Source organism: Sabulicella flocculans, assembly GCF_045449635.1.
GTDB lineage: Bacteria > Pseudomonadota > Alphaproteobacteria > Acetobacterales > Acetobacteraceae > Roseococcus.
Window position 1 is genome coordinate 48,668 of the sequence record NZ_JBJJBR010000019.1, and the last position, 14,655, is coordinate 63,322.

Consider the following 14,655-nt stretch of genomic DNA (forward strand, 5'->3'; position numbering starts at 1 on the left):
AAACGCCACGCACACGGATACCGCGCCATGACGCTCGCCTTCGTCTTCCCGGGCCAGGGTTCCCAGGCCCCCGGCATGGGCCGCGACCTCGCCGACGCCTTCCCCGCCGCGCGCGAGGTGTTCGGCGAGGTGGACGAGGCGCTGAAGCAGAACCTGTCGCGCCTGATGTTTGAGGGCCCGGCGGAGGAGCTGACCCTGACGGCCAACGCCCAGCCGGCGCTGATGGCCGTCTCCGTCGCCGTGTGCCGGGTGCTGGCGGCGGAGGGCGGCTTCGAGCTGGGGCGCCGCGTCTCCCTGGTGGCCGGGCATTCCCTGGGCGAGTACTCCGCCCTGACGGCGGCCGGCGCCTTCGACCTGCCGACCGCCGCCCGCCTGCTGCGCCTGCGCGGCGAGGCGATGCAGCGCGCGGTGCGCCCCGGCGAGGGCGCCATGGCCGCCCTGCTGGGCGCCGAGGCCGCCCAGGCCCAGGCCATCTGCGAGGCCGCCGCCCAGGGAGAGGTGGTGGAGGTCGCCAACGACAATGGCGGCGGGCAGGTGGTGGTCAGCGGCGCCCGCGCGGCGGTGGAGCGCGCCATCGAGGGCGCCAAGGCCGCCGGCATCAAGCGCGCCATGCTGCTGCCGGTGTCCGCGCCCTTCCACTGCTCCCTGATGGCCCCGGCGGCCGAGGCGATGCGCGAGGCGCTGGGCAAGGCGGCGCTGGCGGTGCCGGCCGCGCCGGTGGTGGCCAACGTCACCGCCGCGCCGGTGGGCGATCCCGACGCCATCCGCGACCTGCTGGTGCTGCAGGTGACGGGCACGGTGCGCTGGCGCGAATGCGTGGCCGCCATGGTCGCCGCCGGCTGCACCCGCTTCGCCGAGGTGGGCGCGGGCAAGGTGCTGACCGGGCTGATGAAGCGCAACGCCCCCGAGGCGCAGGCGCTGACGGTCGGCACGCCCGCGGAGGTCGAGGCCTTCCTGAAGGCGCTCTGAGATGGCGCACGTCACCCTGTCCGAGCAGCACGACGACCCGGCGGGCCGGGCGGCGCTGGAAGGGCTGACGGCCTTCAACCTGCCCTTCGTCGGCGAGCACGGCTACAAGCCGCTGTCCCTGGTGGTGCGGCGCGAGGCGGGGGGCGAGCCGGTCGGCGGCGCCTTCGGCTGGTGCTACGGCGCGTGGTTCTTCCTGCACTACCTGTTCCTGCCGGAGGACCTGCGCGGCGAGGGGCTGGGCGCGCGGCTGCTGGCGCGGCTGGAGGCGGAGGCGAAGGCGCGCGGCTGTATCGGCGCCTGGGTGGACACCTTCTCCTTCCAGGCGCGGCCCTTCTACGAGGCGCAGGGCTACCGCGTCTTCGGCACCATCCCCGACCACCCGCCGGGCCATGCCCGGTTCTTCCTGATGAAGCGCCTCGACGGAGAAACCCATGTTCCAGCTTGACGGCAAGATCGCCCTCGTCACCGGCGCCTCCTCCGGCATCGGCGTCGCCATCGCCCAGGCGCTGCATGCGCAGGGCGCCACGGTGGTGCTGACCGGCCGGCGCGAGGCCGAGCTGCGCGCCGTGGCGGAGGGGCTGGGCGAGCGCGCTTCCGTGCAGGTGGCCGACCTGAATGACCCCGCAGCCCCCGCCGCGCTGGTGGAGGCGGTGGAGGCCGCGCATGGCCGCCTGGACATCCTGGTGAACAACGCCGGCTTCACCCGCGACATGCTGGCCCTGCGCATGGGCGACGAGGACTGGAACGCCGTGCTGGAGGTGGACCTGAACGCCCCCTTCCGCCTGGCCCGCGCCGCGCTGCGCGGCATGATGAAGCGCCGCGCCGGGCGCATCGTCTCCATCGCCTCCATCGTCGGCGTCACCGGCAACGCCGGGCAGGCGAACTACGCCGCCGCCAAGGCCGGCCTGATCGGCATGAGCAAGGCGCTGGCGCAGGAGGTGGCGCCGCGCGGCGTGACGGTGAACGTGGTGGCGCCCGGCTTCATCGCCACCCCGATGACCGACAAGCTGAACGAGGCGCAGCGGGCGGCGCTGCTGGGCCGCATCCCCCTGGCCCGCATGGGCGAGGGCAAGGACGTGGCCGCCGCCGTGGCCTTCCTGGCCTCCGACGCCGCCGCCTGGGTGACCGGCGCCACGCTGCACGTGAACGGCGGCATGCTGATGGCCTGAACCCGTGCTAGGGGTGGCGGCGTGAGCGCCACCACCCCCATGCGCGGCCGCGCCAACCGCCCCGACAAGCGCCTGCTGCGCCGGCTGGGCGCCCTGCTGCCGCGCGGCCTGTTCGCCCGCACCCTGCTGATCCTGCTGCTGCCCATGGTCATCGTGCAGGGCATCGCGCTGCAGCTGTTCTACGGCGGGCACCTGGACGTCATCTCGCGCCGGCTGTCCGGCGGGCTGGCGGGCGACGTCGCCTTCGTGGCGCACCTGCTGGAGCACGCGCCCCCCTCCGCGCACGCCGACATCCTGCGCGAGGGCAATTTCCGCCTGGGCCTGGCCCTGGGGTGGGAGCCGGGCGGCAGCCTGGGCCCGGTGCCGCAGCGCCCGGCCTGGATGCCCCTGCTGCCGCTGGAGGGCGACCTGGACCGCTCCCTGCGCGAGCGCATGCCGTTTCCCTTCGACGCCGACTGGCAGAGCGACCCGCAGGCCATCGTCATCCGCGTGCAGGTGCCCTCGGGCGTGCTGAGCGTGGAGGCGCCGCGCAAGCGGCTGTTCTCCACCACCCTCTACGTGTTCGTGCTGTGGCTGGTGGGCTCGGCGCTGCTGGTGGGGGTGGTATCGGTGCTGTTCCTCAAGAACCAGGTGCGCGCCATCCGCCGCCTGGCCGGGGCGGCGGAGGATTTCGGCCTGGGCCGCGACTCGGGCCCCATCAAGCCCGAGGGCGCGCGGGAGGTGCGGCAGGCCGCCATCGCCTTCAACGCCATGCAGGGCCGCATCCTGCGCTTCGTCGCCCAGCGCACGGAGATGCTGGCCGGCATCTCCCACGATTTGCGCACGCCGCTGACGCGCATGCGCCTGACCCTGGCGATGCTGCCCCCCGACCCCGAGACGGAGGAGGACCTGGCCGCCCTGGCCGAGGACGTGGGCGAGATGGAGCGGCTGGTGGAGACCTACCTGGCCTTCGCCCGCGGCGAGGGCACGGAGCAGCCCCGCCCCACCGACCTGCCCGCCCTGGTGGCCGAGGTGGCGGAGAAGGCCCGCCGCTCGGGCGCGAAGGTGGCGGTCAGCGCCCCGCCGGCCCTGACCCTGCCCGCCCGCGCCGAGGCGCTGCAGCGCGCCCTGGGCAACCTGCTGGACAACGCCCGCCGCCACGCCGGCCGCATCGAGCTGGGGCTGGCCGCGACGGAGGAAGGCGGCCGCCCCTGGGCCGAGATCACCGTGGACGACGACGGGCCGGGCATCCCCGCGGCGCGGCGGGCCGAGGCGTTCCGCCCCTTCGCCTCCGGCTCGGCCTCCGGCACCGGGCTGGGGCTGGCCATCGCGCGCGACATCGTGCGCGCCCATGGCGGCGAGATCCTGCTGGAGGAAAGCCCGATGCGGGGCCTGCGGGCGCGCATCCGCCTGCCGGTGTGACCCGCCCACCCTTGATTTGGCGCAAGGATGCGGCGATGGTGGGGGCCTCCGCACGGCGCCGTCGCGCCGGGCGCACAACGTTCAGGACGCGTGATGGCCGGCACTGCCTCCGAGGGGGGTTCCCCCTACAAGCACCCCTACCACCTGGTGGACCCCTCGCCCTGGCCGCTGCTCTCGGCCTTCGCGGCCGGCGGGCTGGTCTCGGGCATCGTCGTGGCGGCCCATGGCGGCGGCAAGTGGCTGCTGGCGCTGGGCGCCGTGGCCGTGCTGGCCTGCATGTTCGCCTGGTGGCGGGACGTGCTGCGGGAAAGCCGCACCCCCGGCCTGCATTCCCCGGTGGTGCGCCTGGGCCTGCGCTACGGCATGATCCTGTTCATCGCCTCCGAGGTGATGTTCTTCGTGGCCTTCTTCTGGGCCTATTTCCACTTCGCCCTCTACCCCGAGCACGTCTCGGGCGCCGAGACGGCGATCTGGCCGCCCAAGGGCATCTACACCTTCGACCCCTGGCACCTGCCCTTCCTGAACACGCTGATCCTGCTGCTGTCGGGCTGCACCGTCACCTGGGCGCACCACGCCCTGCTGGAGAACGACCGCAAGGGCCTGGTCACCGGGCTGGCGCTGACCGTCGGGCTGGGGATGCTGTTCACCGCGCTGCAGGCCTACGAGTACGCGACGGCGCCCTTCCCGTTCCACGGCGGCGGCGTCTATCCCTCCGTGTTCTACCTGGCCACCGGCTTCCACGGCTTCCACGTCATCGTGGGCACCATCTTCCTGGCGGTGATGCTGGTGCGCGCCATCCGCGGCTCCCTGACGCCGGAGAAGCATTTCGGCTTCGAGGCCGCCGCCTGGTACTGGCACTTCGTGGACGTAGTGTGGCTGTTCCTGTTCGTCTCCATCTACTGGTGGGGCGCGGGCACCATCGCCCATCACTGAGCCCCATCACTGAGCCCCGGGGCGGCGGCCCGGCGCCGCCGCGCCTCCGCCCCCTGGGCGGCGCGGCGCCGGCCATCCCGCAGGCGGCGGAGGCCATGTTGATGGCGGCCAGATCCCCATGAGGCCCCCGATGTCCGGTGAAGGCGAGGCCGGACGGGCGGGGCGCCCCTGGCGGGCGCTGATCCTGCCCTCCTTCCTCGCGCTGCCGGTGCTGGCGCTGCTGCTGGGGCTGGGCGCGTGGCAGGTGCAGCGCCTGCACTGGAAGAACGGCGTGCTGGCCGCGCTGGCCGCCGCCCAGGCCCTGCCGCCCAGCGAGGCCGGCCCCGACCCCGTGCCCTTCGCCCCCATCACCGCCACCGGGCGCTTCCGCCCCGGCGCCGAGGGCTTCCTGGGGCTGGAGGTGCGCGGCAGCGCCCTGGGCGGCACGCTGGTGGCCGTGCTGGACCGCGCCGGCGCGCCGCCCCTGCTGGTGCTGCGCGGCTGGGCGCCCTTCGAGGGCGGGCGCGTCGAGCGCCCGGAAGGCCCCGTCATCCTGTCCGGCTACGCCCGCCCGGCCGACCGCCGCAACCCCTTCGCCCCGGCCGACGACCCGGCGGCCCGACGCTTCTACCAGTTCGACCCCGCGCGCATCGCCGCCGCCCTGGGCGCGCCGGACGCCCCGCCCTATGCCCTGGCCGTGGTGCTGCCCGGCCGCGCCGTACCCGGCGGCTTCGGCGCCGCCCCCGCCCCGGCCCGCGCCGCCCTGCCCGACCCGGCCACCGGTATCCCCGCGCCGAACAACCCCCACCTGGGCTACGCGCTGACTTGGTTCGGCCTGGCGCTGGGCTGGGTCGCCATCTTCCTTCTCTGGTGCCGCCGCCGCCTCCGGGAGCCCGCATGAACCCCGCCTATGCCCGCCTGAAGACCCGCTTCGCCCGCCTGGGCGCGCTGAACGAGGCCGGCGCCGTGCTGGGCTGGGACGCCTCGGCCATGATGCCGCGCGGCGGTGGCGCCGCGCGCGGCGAGCAGATGGCCGCCCTGGCCGGCCTGTCGCACGAGCTGCTGACCGCGCCCGAACTGGCCGACGACCTGCTGGAGGCCGAGGCGGCGGGCGGGTGGGACGCCGCCAACCTGGGGCTGATGCGCCGCGCCCACCAGCGCGCCACCGCCCTGCCCACCGCCCTGGTGGAGGCGAGCACCCTGGCCAATTCCGCCTGCGAGAAGGTGTGGCGCGACGCCAGGCCGCGCGCCGACTTCGCCGCGGTGCGCCCCCACCTGGAGGAGGTGCTGCGCCTGCAGCGCCTGATCGCCGGCGCGCTGTCCGCCGCCACCTCCCTGTCGCCCTACGACGCGCTGATGGACGGCTTCCAGCCCGGGGTGACGGCCGGCGAGGTGGAGCCGGTGTTCGACGCCTACGCCGCCTGGCTGCGCGACGCCCTGCCGCGGGCGGAGGAACTCCAGGCCCGCCGCCCGGCCCCGGTGCCGCTGCGCGGCCCCTTCCCGGTGGCGGCGCAGCGGGCGCTGTGCCGCGCCATGTCGGTGCGGCTGGGGCTGGAGGAGGAGCATTCGCGCCTGGACGAATCCGCCCATCCCTTCTGCGGCGGCACCCCCACCGACGTGCGCATCACCACCCGCTACGACGAGGCCGACCCGGCGCGCGCCCTGCTGGGCGTGCTGCACGAGACCGGGCACGCGCTGTACGAGCGCGGCTTGCCCGCCGCCTTCGCCCGCCAGCCGGTGGGCGAGGCCGCCGGCATGGCCGCCCACGAATCGCAGAGCCTGCTGATGGAGATGCAGGCCTGCCGCTCCGACGCCTTCCTGCGTTTCCTGTCGGGTGAGCTGGCGACCGCCTTCGGCCCCGACCCGGCGCAGGACCCCGCCAACCTGGCCCGGCTGTGGCGGCGGGTGGAGCGCGGCTTCATCCGCGTGGACGCCGACGAGATGACCTATCCCGCCCACGTCATCCTGCGCTTCCGGCTGGAGCGCGCGATGATCGAGGGCCGGCTGGAGGTGCGGGACCTGCCCGGCGCCTGGGCCGAGGGGCTGCGCGGTCTGCTGGGCATCGCCCCACCGGACGACGCGCAGGGCTGCCTGCAGGACATCCACTGGCACGACGGCGCCTTCGGCTACTTCCCGTCCTACACGCTGGGCGCCATGGCGGCGGCGCAGCTGATGGGCGCGGCGCGCGCCGCCCTGCCCGGGCTGGACGAGGCGCTGGCGCGCGGCGAGGTGGCGCCGCTGCTGGGCTGGCTGCGGCGCAACGTGCACGCCCACGGCGCCCGCCTGGGCTTCCAGGAGCTGCTGCGCGCCGCCACCGGCAAGGCGCTGGACCCGGCGGACTTCACCGCCCACCTGGCGGCGCGCTACCTGGGCTGAGGGCGCGCCGGGCTCAGCCCTCCACCACGCCGCGCGGCGAGTGGATGAAGCTGAGGAATTCCTTGCGCGTGCTGTCATGGGTGCGGAAGGCGCCCAGCATGCGCGAGGTGACCATGGTGACGCCCGGCTTGTGGGTGCCGCGGGTGGTCATGCACTGGTGCGCCGCCTCCACCACCACGGCCACGCCCTTGGGCTGCAGCACGCGCTCGATGGTGTTGGCGATCTGCGCCGTCAGCTTCTCCTGGATCTGCAGGCGCTTGCCGAAGGCGTCCACCACGCGGGCCAGCTTGGAGATGCCGACCACGCGCCCCGCCGGCAGGTAGGCCACGTGCACCCGGCCCAGGATGGGCGCCATGTGGTGCTCGCAGGTGGATTCCAGGCGGATGTCGCGCAGCGTCACCATCTCGTCGTAGCCGTCGGTTTCCTCGAAGGAGCGCGCGAGCAGCTCCTCCGGGTCCTCCTCGTAGCCGCAGAACCATTCGCGGTAGGCCTTGGCGACGCGCTTGGGGGTGTCCAGCAGGCCCTCGCGCGCCGGGTCGTCGCCGGCCCACAGCAGCAGGGTGCGGATGGCGTCCTCCGCCTGCTCCTGCGTCGGGCGGCTCAGCCGGCTCGCCATGTCCTCGGCGGCGGTGGGGGGAACCTGGATGTTCATGCGGCGTCTTCCCGGCTTTCGTCGGCGATGCACATGGGGGGTGGAACGGACTCCGCAAGCGCGGCCGCCGCGGGGCGGCCATGCCGTCACCGCCAGCGGCGGTGCATCCACAGCCACTGCCCCGGATGCTCGCGCACCCAGCCCTCGATGATGCGGTTCACCATCGCCGTCGCCGCCTCCACGTCCACCTGGCCCCGGGCGTCGCGGGGCAGCTCCAGCGGCTCCGTCAGCTCCAGCCGGAAGCGGCCGCCGGGCAGGCGGATGGCGCGCAGCCCGTGCACCGGCGCCCCGAAGCGCCGCGCCAGCCGCGCCAGGAAGGGGTTGGAGGCCGCCGGCACCCCGAAGAAGGGCACGCGCGGGCCGCGGCCGAAGCGCTGGTCCACCAGCATGCCCAGCGTCAGCCCCTCGTCCAGCGCCTCGGCCATGCGGATGGGCGCGGCGAGGCCGGCGGGAATCAGCCGGCCCATGATGGGCTCGCGCAGCGCCACGATGTCGGCGGCGATGCGCCGGTTGTTGGGCGTGCGGTAGAGGATGGCGGCGGGCTGGCCCATGCGGTGGGCGGCCACCGCCGGCAGCTCCCAGTTCGCCAGGTGGGCGGCGAAGACCAGGGCGGGCTTGCCCGACGCCTTCAGCGCGGCGAAGCGGGCATGGGTGGCCTCGTCGGCCTCGGCGCGGTCGAACAGCGCGTCCAGGTGCACGTATTCGCAGGTGGTGCGGCCCAGGTTGGCCCAGGCCTCGCGCGCGATGGCGGCGCGCTCGGCCTCCGTCTTGTCCGGGAAGGCCAGCCGCAGGTTGTCCATCGCGTGGCGGTGGTTGCGGGTGAGGCGGCCAAGCCGCGGCGCCAGGAAGGCGCCCAGCGCCGAGGCGCGGTCCGGCCCCAGCGCGCGCAGCAGCGCGAAGACGGCGCGCACCAGCGCGGCCAGCAGGCGTTCGCCGAATTCCCTCACAGCGTGACGACGATCTTCCCGAACACGTTGCGCGACTCCAGCCGCGCCAGACCCTCGCCGAAGCGTTCCAGCGGCAGCACCGTGTCCAGCACCGGGCGGATGCCCTGGGCCATCTTCCCCAGCCCCTCCGCCACGTTGCGCAGCGTGCAGCCGAAGGAGCCCGTCAGCCGCAGCTGGCGCTGGAACAGCATCATCAGGTTGGTGTCGGCGTTGACGCCGGAGGTGGAGCCGCAGGTGACCAGCCGGCCGCCCATCCGCAGCGCCAGCAGGCTGCCCTGCCAGGTGGCCGCGCCCACGTGCTCGAACACCACGTCCACGCCGCGCTTGCCGGTGACGCGGCGGGCCACGCTTTCGAAGCGGTCCAGGTTGTAGTTCACCACGTGGTCGCAGCCCAGCTCGCGGGCCTTCTGCGCCTTCCACTCGTCGCCCACCGTGCCGATGACGGTGCAGCCGATCGCCTTGGCCATGCGCACGGCGGCGCTGCCGATGCCCGAGCCCGCGGCGTGCACCAGCACCGTCTCGCCCGGTTCCAGCCGGGCGTTGTCGAACAGCATGTGCTGCACGGTGCCGAAGGTGATGCCGGCGCAGGCGGCCTCCTCCTCCACCACGCCGTCCGGCACCGCCACGCACAGGCGCGCGGGGAGGTTCAGCCGGCCCTGCGCGAAGCCCGGCGCGTGGAAGCCGCGCACGCCCGCCACGTCCTCGCACAGGTTGTCGCGGCCCTCGCGGCAGGGGCGGCAGGTGCCGCAGGTCATGCCGCCATAGGGCACCACGCGCTGCCCGGGGCGCAGGGCGGCCACGCCCTCGCCCACCGCCAGCACCTCGCCCACCCCCTCGGCGCCGACGGCGAGCGGCAGGGTGCGCCGGGCGAAGGCCATGCCGCGCCAGCCCCAGACGTCGATGTGGTTCAGCGCCACGGCGCGCATCGCCAGCTGCACCTCGCCCGGGCCGGGGGCAGGGGGGTCGGGCAGGTCGTCCAGCCGCAGGTCGCGGTCGGCATGGAGCAGCAGGGCGCGCATGGCGCGGCTTTGGCAGGGGGATTTTCTTCCCGCAAGGGGCCGCCACCGACTTGCGAAAGCCTCGCAATCGCATCATACCGCGCCGTGATGAGGATGGCAGGCAAGGAGGAGCGCGGGCGCATTGCCGCCTGGGCGCGCCAGGGGCACGTGGCGGCGCAGCTGCTGCACGCCCAGGCGCTGCTGGATGCGGGGGACGCCGCCGGCGCCTTCGCCTGGTTCGGCATCGCCGCCGCCACCGGCGACGCCGCGGCGCTGAACATGCTGGGCCGCTGCCACGAATGCGGCTGGGGCACCCCGCGCGACGACGCGCAGGCCGAGCCGCTGTACCGCCGCGCCGCCGCCGCCGGGCTGGACTGGGCGCAGTACAACCTGGGCGGCGCGCTGGCCCGCCGCGGCGCGATGGCCGAGGCGCTGCGCTGGTACCGCGCCGCCGCCGCGCAGGGCCACGCCAAGGCGCTGAACATGCTGGGCCGCTTCGCCGAGGAAGGCTGGGCCACCCCGCGCGACCCCGCCGCCGCGCGCGACCTGTACCGCCGCGCCGCCGAGGGCGGCGACTTCCGCGGCGCCTGCAACCACGCCCAGGCCCTGCGCGAGCAGGGCGACCGCGCCGGCGCCGCGCACTGGTTCGCCCGCGCCGCCGCCACCGGCACGCTTGGCTTCCGCCGCGCCCTGGCCGCCGGGCTGGCCGGGGCGCCGGAGCCGGAGCTGCGCGCCATCGCCCGCGGCATCGCGCTTCCCGCTATTGCGAATGACTCGCAGAATCATTATCAGCCGAACGACATCTCCGTGAGCCAAGCATGACCCTGCGCCCCGACGACCTTCCCGCCTTCGAGCCCACCCTGGGCATGGCCATGCTGGGCCTGCTGGCCGGCGCCCAAGGCGCGATCAATGGCGCCTGGGCGCAGGACGCGCCCCTGGCCCTGCCGGAGCTGGACGTCTCCACCCAGGCGCCGTCCCCCTTCCGGCGCGACGCGCAGCCGGTGGTGCGCCTGCCCACCACCGTGGCCGAGACGCCGCAGAGCATCACCGTGGTGCCGCAGGAGGTGATCGAGCAGCGCGCTGCCTCCTCCGTGCGCGAGGCGCTGCGCAACGTCTCCGGCATCGCGCTCTCGGCCGGCGAGGGCGGCTTCACCGGCGACGCGCTGACGCTGCGCGGCTTCTCCGCCCGCGGCGACTTCTTCGTGGATGGCATCCGCGACCTGGGCCAGTACACCCGCGACCCCTTCTTCATGAGCAGCGTCGAGGTGCTGAAGGGCCCGTCCTCCGTCGGCTTCGGGCGCGGCTCCACCGGCGGCGTCATCAACCAGACCAGCCGCACGCCGCAGGCGCGCAACTTCGGCGAGCTGAGCCTGAGCGGCTATTCCTCGGGCGGCATGCGCGCCACCTCCGACGTGAACCTCCACGCGGGAAATGTCGGCTTCCGCATGCAGGCCATGGGCTCGCACATCGATGCCGCGCGGCGCGACAACGTGTACCAGTCGCGCTGGGGCGTGGCGCCCTCCATCACCTGGGGCCTGGGCGGGCCGACGCGCGCCACCCTCTCCTGGCTGCACCAGGAGGAGGACAACATCCCCGACTACGGCGTGCCCTTCCGCAACGGCCGCCCGCTGGCGGTGCCGCTCAACACCTTCTACGGCATCCGCGGCCTGGACCGCGAAACCGCCGTCACCGACATCGTCACCTTCCGGCTGGAGCATGACGTTTCGGCCGACATGACGCTGCGCAACACCACGCGCTACGGCTCCTGGTCGCGCACGGTGAACGCCACCGCGCCGCGCCTCGCCACCACCACCTCCACGGGCGCGGTGTTCAACCCGCTCACCACCTCGCTGGAGCAGACGCTGGTGCGGCGCGAGCCGCAGGTGCGCAACGGCTACGACAACCTCGTCACCAACCAGACCGAGATGGTGTGGCGCCCGGTGACCGGGCCGCTGCGCCACAACATCCTCGCGGGCTTCGAGGTGGGGCGCGAAAGCTCGGAAGCGGTGCGCTTCGCCTTCGGCGCCGCCACCAACGGGCGGCCCAACGCCTCCGCGCTCAATCCCAACGCCTATGCCTCGCTGCCCACGGTCTACGGCATCGGTTCCGACGTGAAGACCACGGCCAACACCTTCGGCCTTTACGCCGTGGACCAGATCAAGATCGGCGAGCAGTGGGAGGTGCTGCTGGGCGGCCGCTGGGACAGCTTCGACGCCGACTACACCAATCGCTCCGCCGCCAACCCGGCGCAGCGCAACTTCTCGCGCCTCGACGAGGCGTTCTCCTGGCGCACGGCGCTGGTGTTCAAGCCGTGGCAGAGCGTGCGCACCTATGCCTCCTGGGGCACCTCCTTCAACCCTTCCGCCGAGAGCCTGACGCTGGCGGCCAACAACGCCGCCCTGCCGCCGGAGACCAATGAATCCTTCGAGGTCGGCGCCTCCTGGGAGGTGCTGAGCGGGCTGCGGCTGACCGGCGCGCTGTTCCAGATCGAGAAGACCAACGCCCGCACCTCCGACCCCGCGGGCAACCTCGTCACGCTCGACGGCACGGCGCGGGTGCGCGGCTTCGAGATCGGCGCCACGGGCCGCATCCTGCCCAACTGGAACGTGATGGCGAGCTTCACGCACCTGAACTCGGAGATCACGCGCTCCTCCAACCCGGCCGAGGTCGGGCGGCAATTCATCAACGCGCCGCCGAACACCGCGAACCTCTGGACCACCTACGACCTGCCGATGGGCTTCCAGATCGGCGGCGGGCTGTCCTACGTGGATTACCGCTACGGCAACACCACCAACACCAACCGCGTGCCGGCCTACACGCGCTACGACCTCGCCGCCGCCTGGGCGCCGACGGAAGGCGCGCTGCGCGGCCTGCGGTTCCAGGTGAACGCGCTGAACGTGACCGACGCCAAGACCTACGAGACGGTCTATGTCGCGCACGCGGTGCCGGGCACCGGGCGCACGGTGGTGTTCAACGTCTCGGCGCGCTTCTGATGCTGCTCGCCGTCCCCGAGCTGCTTTCGGCCGAGCAGGTGCGCCAGGCGCGCGCCCTGCTGGACCGCGCCACCTGGGTGGATGGCAAGGCCACCGCTGGCCACCAATCGGCGCAGGTGAAGAACAACGAGCAGATCCCCGAAGGCAGCGCCGAGGCGCGGGCGCTGGGCGACCTGATCGTGGCGGCGATCGAGCGCAACCCGCTCTTCATCTCCGCCGCGCTGCCGGCGCGGGTCTTCCCGCCGCTGTTCAACCGCTACGGCGTGGGCATGACCTTCGGCGCCCATGTGGACAACGCCATCCGCACGGTGACGGGCACGGCGACGCGCATCCGCACCGATGTCTCCTGCACGCTCTTCCTGGCCGAGCCCGGCGAGTATGATGGCGGCGAGCTGGTGATCGAGGACACCTACGGCACGCAGTCGGTGAAGCTGCCGGCAGGGCATGCGGTGGTCTATCCCTCCACCAGCCTGCACCGGGTGGAGCCGGTGACGCGCGGCGCGCGCGTCGCCTCCTTCTTCTGGATGCAGAGCATGATCCGCGACGATGGCCGCCGCGCCATGCTGTTCGACCTGGACATGGCGATCCAGCGCATCCGCGCCGACCTGCCGCCGGGCCATCCCGGCCCGGTGCAGCTCACCGCCACCTACCACAACCTGCTGCGCCAATGGGCGGAGGTGTAGCCCCATGTCCGTGAACCTTTCCCCTTGGGACATGGTGGTCCAGGCCGACGTGGTGGTGCAGGCCGTCATGGGCGGGCTGCTCTTCGCCTCGGTGCTGTGCTGGACGGTGGCCTTGGCCAAGGCGCTGGAACTCGCCGCCTTCGCCCGCCGCACACGGGCCGACCTCGCGCTGTTGGGCGCGGCGCGGGGGCTGGACGCGCCGTTGCTGGCGTCCGATCGCCCCGGGACGGGGCGTGAATCGGCCGCCCGGCTCACCGGCCCGTGCGCGCCGCTGCTGGACGCGGCGCGCGACGAGCTGCTCTCGGCCCCCGGCGGGCCGGAGGGCGTGAAGGAGCGCGCCGACTGGCGCATCCGCCGCCTGATCGCCGCGCAGGCGCGCGCGCTGTCGCGCGGGACCGGCATCCTCGCCACCATCGGCGCCACCGCGCCCTTCGTCGGGCTGTTCGGCACGGTCTGGGGCATCATGAACAGCTTCGTCGGCATCGCGCGGATGCAGACCACCAACCTGGCCGTGGTGGCGCCGGGCATCGCCGAGGCGCTGCTGGCCACCGCCATCGGCCTGGTCGCCGCCATCCCGGCGGTGGTGCTCTACAACGTCTTCGCCCGCGCCATCGGCGGGCAGAAGGCGCTGCTGGCGGATGGCGAGGCCGAGGTGATGCGCCTGCTCTCGCGCGAGCTGGACCGCCGCGCCGGCACCGTGCCGCTGCGCCGGGCCGCGGAGTAGCGCGCGGTGGCGATGCAACTGGGCGGCGGCGAGGATGACGAACTCGCCGAGGCGCACGAGATCAACGTCACGCCCTTCATCGACGTGATGCTGGTGCTGCTGATCATCTTCATGGTGGCGGCGCCGCTGGCCACGGTGGACGTGCCGGTGAACCTGCCCAGCGCCGCGGCCGTGCCGCAGCCGCGCCCGGACAAGCCGGTCTACCTGACGCTTTCCGCCGACCGCGCCCTGCACCTGGGCGACGCCCCGGTGGCGCGCGAGGCGCTTCCCGCGGCGCTGGACGCCGCCTTCGCCGGCGACCGCGAGGGCCGCGTCTTCCTGCGCGCCGATGGCGGGGCGAGCTACGCCGAGGTGATGGAGGTGCTGAACCTGCTGCGCGGCGCCGGCTGGACCCGCGTGGCGCTGGTGGGGCTGGAGCAGCGGTGAGCGACCGCGCGGGCACGCCGGCGACGGAGGCGACGCGCCGCACCCCGCGCGCGGCCGCCACCCCGGGCGGCCACGCGACAGGGACGGGCGGCGCCGATCCCTCCGCGCGGGCGCTGCGCTGGCCGCTGAGCCTCCTCCTGGTGCTGGCGCTGCACGGCGCCGGGCTGGCCGGCCTGGCGCGCCTGGCGCCCACCGCGCCGGAGCCCCCGCCCGCCGAGGAGCCCATCCTGCTCGACCTGGCGCCCGAGCCCGCCCCGTCCGCGCCGGAGCCGGTGGCCGCTGCCGCGCCGGAGCAGCCCGTCGCGCCGCCCCCGTCCCCCGCGCCACCGGAACCCCCGCCGCCCGAGCCGCCGCCACCGGAGCCGCCCCCGCCGGAGCCCCCGCCGCCCGAACCCCCGCCACCCG

At 74.4% G+C, this 14,655-nt stretch carries 15 protein-coding genes and 1 pseudogene; 13 read left to right on the forward strand and 3 right to left on the reverse strand.

Annotated features, from left to right (window positions below; all coding sequences use genetic code 11):
* Positions 1-27: 27 nt before the first annotated feature.
* From fabD to ACI6QG_RS15530, 7 genes are all read left to right on the forward strand, one after another.
* Positions 28-969 (forward strand): ACP S-malonyltransferase, encoded by a 942-nt coding sequence (gene fabD / locus ACI6QG_RS15500; RefSeq protein WP_407025486.1) that lies wholly within the window; start codon positions 28-30, stop codon positions 967-969.
* Position 970: 1 nt separating this feature from the next.
* Entirely contained in the window at positions 971-1,414 is a 444-nt protein-coding gene (locus ACI6QG_RS15505; protein WP_407025487.1) for a GNAT family N-acetyltransferase, read from the forward strand.
* Positions 1,401-2,138 carry a 3-oxoacyl-[acyl-carrier-protein] reductase gene (gene fabG, locus ACI6QG_RS15510; protein ID WP_407025488.1) on the forward strand — a complete coding sequence of 246 codons (738 nt, stop codon included), beginning with the start codon at positions 1,401-1,403 and terminating at the stop codon, positions 2,136-2,138. Before ACI6QG_RS15505 ends, fabG begins: the two co-directional genes overlap by 14 nt.
* Positions 2,139-2,177: 39 nt before the next feature.
* Positions 2,178-3,539: a sensor histidine kinase gene (locus ACI6QG_RS15515; protein ID WP_407025500.1), complete on the forward strand. Its 1,362-nt coding sequence runs from the start codon at positions 2,178-2,180 to the stop codon at positions 3,537-3,539.
* Positions 3,540-3,632: 93 nt separating this feature from the next.
* Positions 3,633-4,472, forward strand: a complete 840-nt coding sequence (locus ACI6QG_RS15520; protein ID WP_407025489.1) for a cytochrome c oxidase subunit 3 — start codon at positions 3,633-3,635, stop codon at positions 4,470-4,472.
* 130 nt (positions 4,473-4,602) lie between these two features.
* Positions 4,603-5,352, forward strand: a complete 750-nt coding sequence (locus ACI6QG_RS15525; RefSeq protein ID WP_407025490.1) for an SURF1 family protein — start codon at positions 4,603-4,605, stop codon at positions 5,350-5,352.
* Positions 5,349-6,827, forward strand: a complete 1,479-nt coding sequence (locus ACI6QG_RS15530; protein ID WP_407025491.1) for a carboxypeptidase M32 — start codon at positions 5,349-5,351, stop codon at positions 6,825-6,827. Before ACI6QG_RS15525 ends, ACI6QG_RS15530 begins: the two co-directional genes overlap by 4 nt.
* Positions 6,828-6,840: 13 nt before the next feature.
* Here ACI6QG_RS15530 and folE read toward each other — a convergent pair whose 3' ends face one another.
* The 3 genes from folE to ACI6QG_RS15545 all read right to left on the reverse strand — a co-directional run bounded on the left by folE (position 6,841) and on the right by ACI6QG_RS15545 (position 9,445).
* Positions 6,841-7,479, reverse strand: coding sequence for a GTP cyclohydrolase I FolE (gene folE / locus ACI6QG_RS15535; RefSeq protein ID WP_407025492.1), 639 nt, complete (start codon positions 7,477-7,479; stop codon positions 6,841-6,843).
* Between the two features lie 86 nt (positions 7,480-7,565).
* Entirely contained in the window at positions 7,566-8,426 is an 861-nt protein-coding gene (locus tag ACI6QG_RS15540) for a lipid A biosynthesis lauroyl acyltransferase (protein WP_407025493.1), read from the reverse strand.
* Positions 8,423-9,445, reverse strand: coding sequence for a zinc-binding dehydrogenase (locus tag ACI6QG_RS15545; protein WP_407025494.1), 1,023 nt, complete (start codon positions 9,443-9,445; stop codon positions 8,423-8,425). Before ACI6QG_RS15545 ends, ACI6QG_RS15540 begins: the two co-directional genes overlap by 4 nt.
* Positions 9,446-9,532: 87 nt before the next feature.
* Between ACI6QG_RS15545 and ACI6QG_RS15550 the strand changes: the two genes are divergently transcribed.
* The 6 genes and pseudogenes from ACI6QG_RS15550 to ACI6QG_RS15575 form a co-directional block, all read left to right on the forward strand.
* Entirely contained in the window at positions 9,533-10,246 is a 714-nt protein-coding gene (locus ACI6QG_RS15550; RefSeq protein ID WP_407025495.1) for a tetratricopeptide repeat protein, read from the forward strand.
* Positions 10,243-12,417 carry a TonB-dependent receptor gene (locus ACI6QG_RS15555; RefSeq protein WP_407025496.1) on the forward strand — a complete coding sequence of 725 codons (2,175 nt, stop codon included), beginning with the start codon at positions 10,243-10,245 and terminating at the stop codon, positions 12,415-12,417. Before ACI6QG_RS15550 ends, ACI6QG_RS15555 begins: the two co-directional genes overlap by 4 nt.
* Complete coding sequence (locus tag ACI6QG_RS15560) at positions 12,417-13,100, forward strand: Fe2+-dependent dioxygenase (RefSeq protein ID WP_407025497.1); 684 nt, start codon at positions 12,417-12,419, stop codon at positions 13,098-13,100. Before ACI6QG_RS15555 ends, ACI6QG_RS15560 begins: the two co-directional genes overlap by 1 nt.
* Before the next feature lie 4 nt (positions 13,101-13,104).
* The gene (exbB, locus tag ACI6QG_RS15565; RefSeq protein WP_407025498.1) at positions 13,105-13,824 is read left to right on the forward strand and encodes a tonB-system energizer ExbB; all 720 of its coding nucleotides are present in this window, start codon (positions 13,105-13,107) and stop codon (positions 13,822-13,824) included.
* A 12-nt stretch (positions 13,825-13,836) separates the two neighbouring features.
* Entirely contained in the window at positions 13,837-14,250 is a 414-nt protein-coding gene (exbD, locus tag ACI6QG_RS15570; protein WP_407025501.1) for a TonB system transport protein ExbD, read from the forward strand.
* Positions 14,247-14,655, forward strand: a pseudogene (locus tag ACI6QG_RS15575) (hypothetical protein); the annotation flags it as partial. The gene exbD and the pseudogene ACI6QG_RS15575, both read left to right, overlap by 4 nt.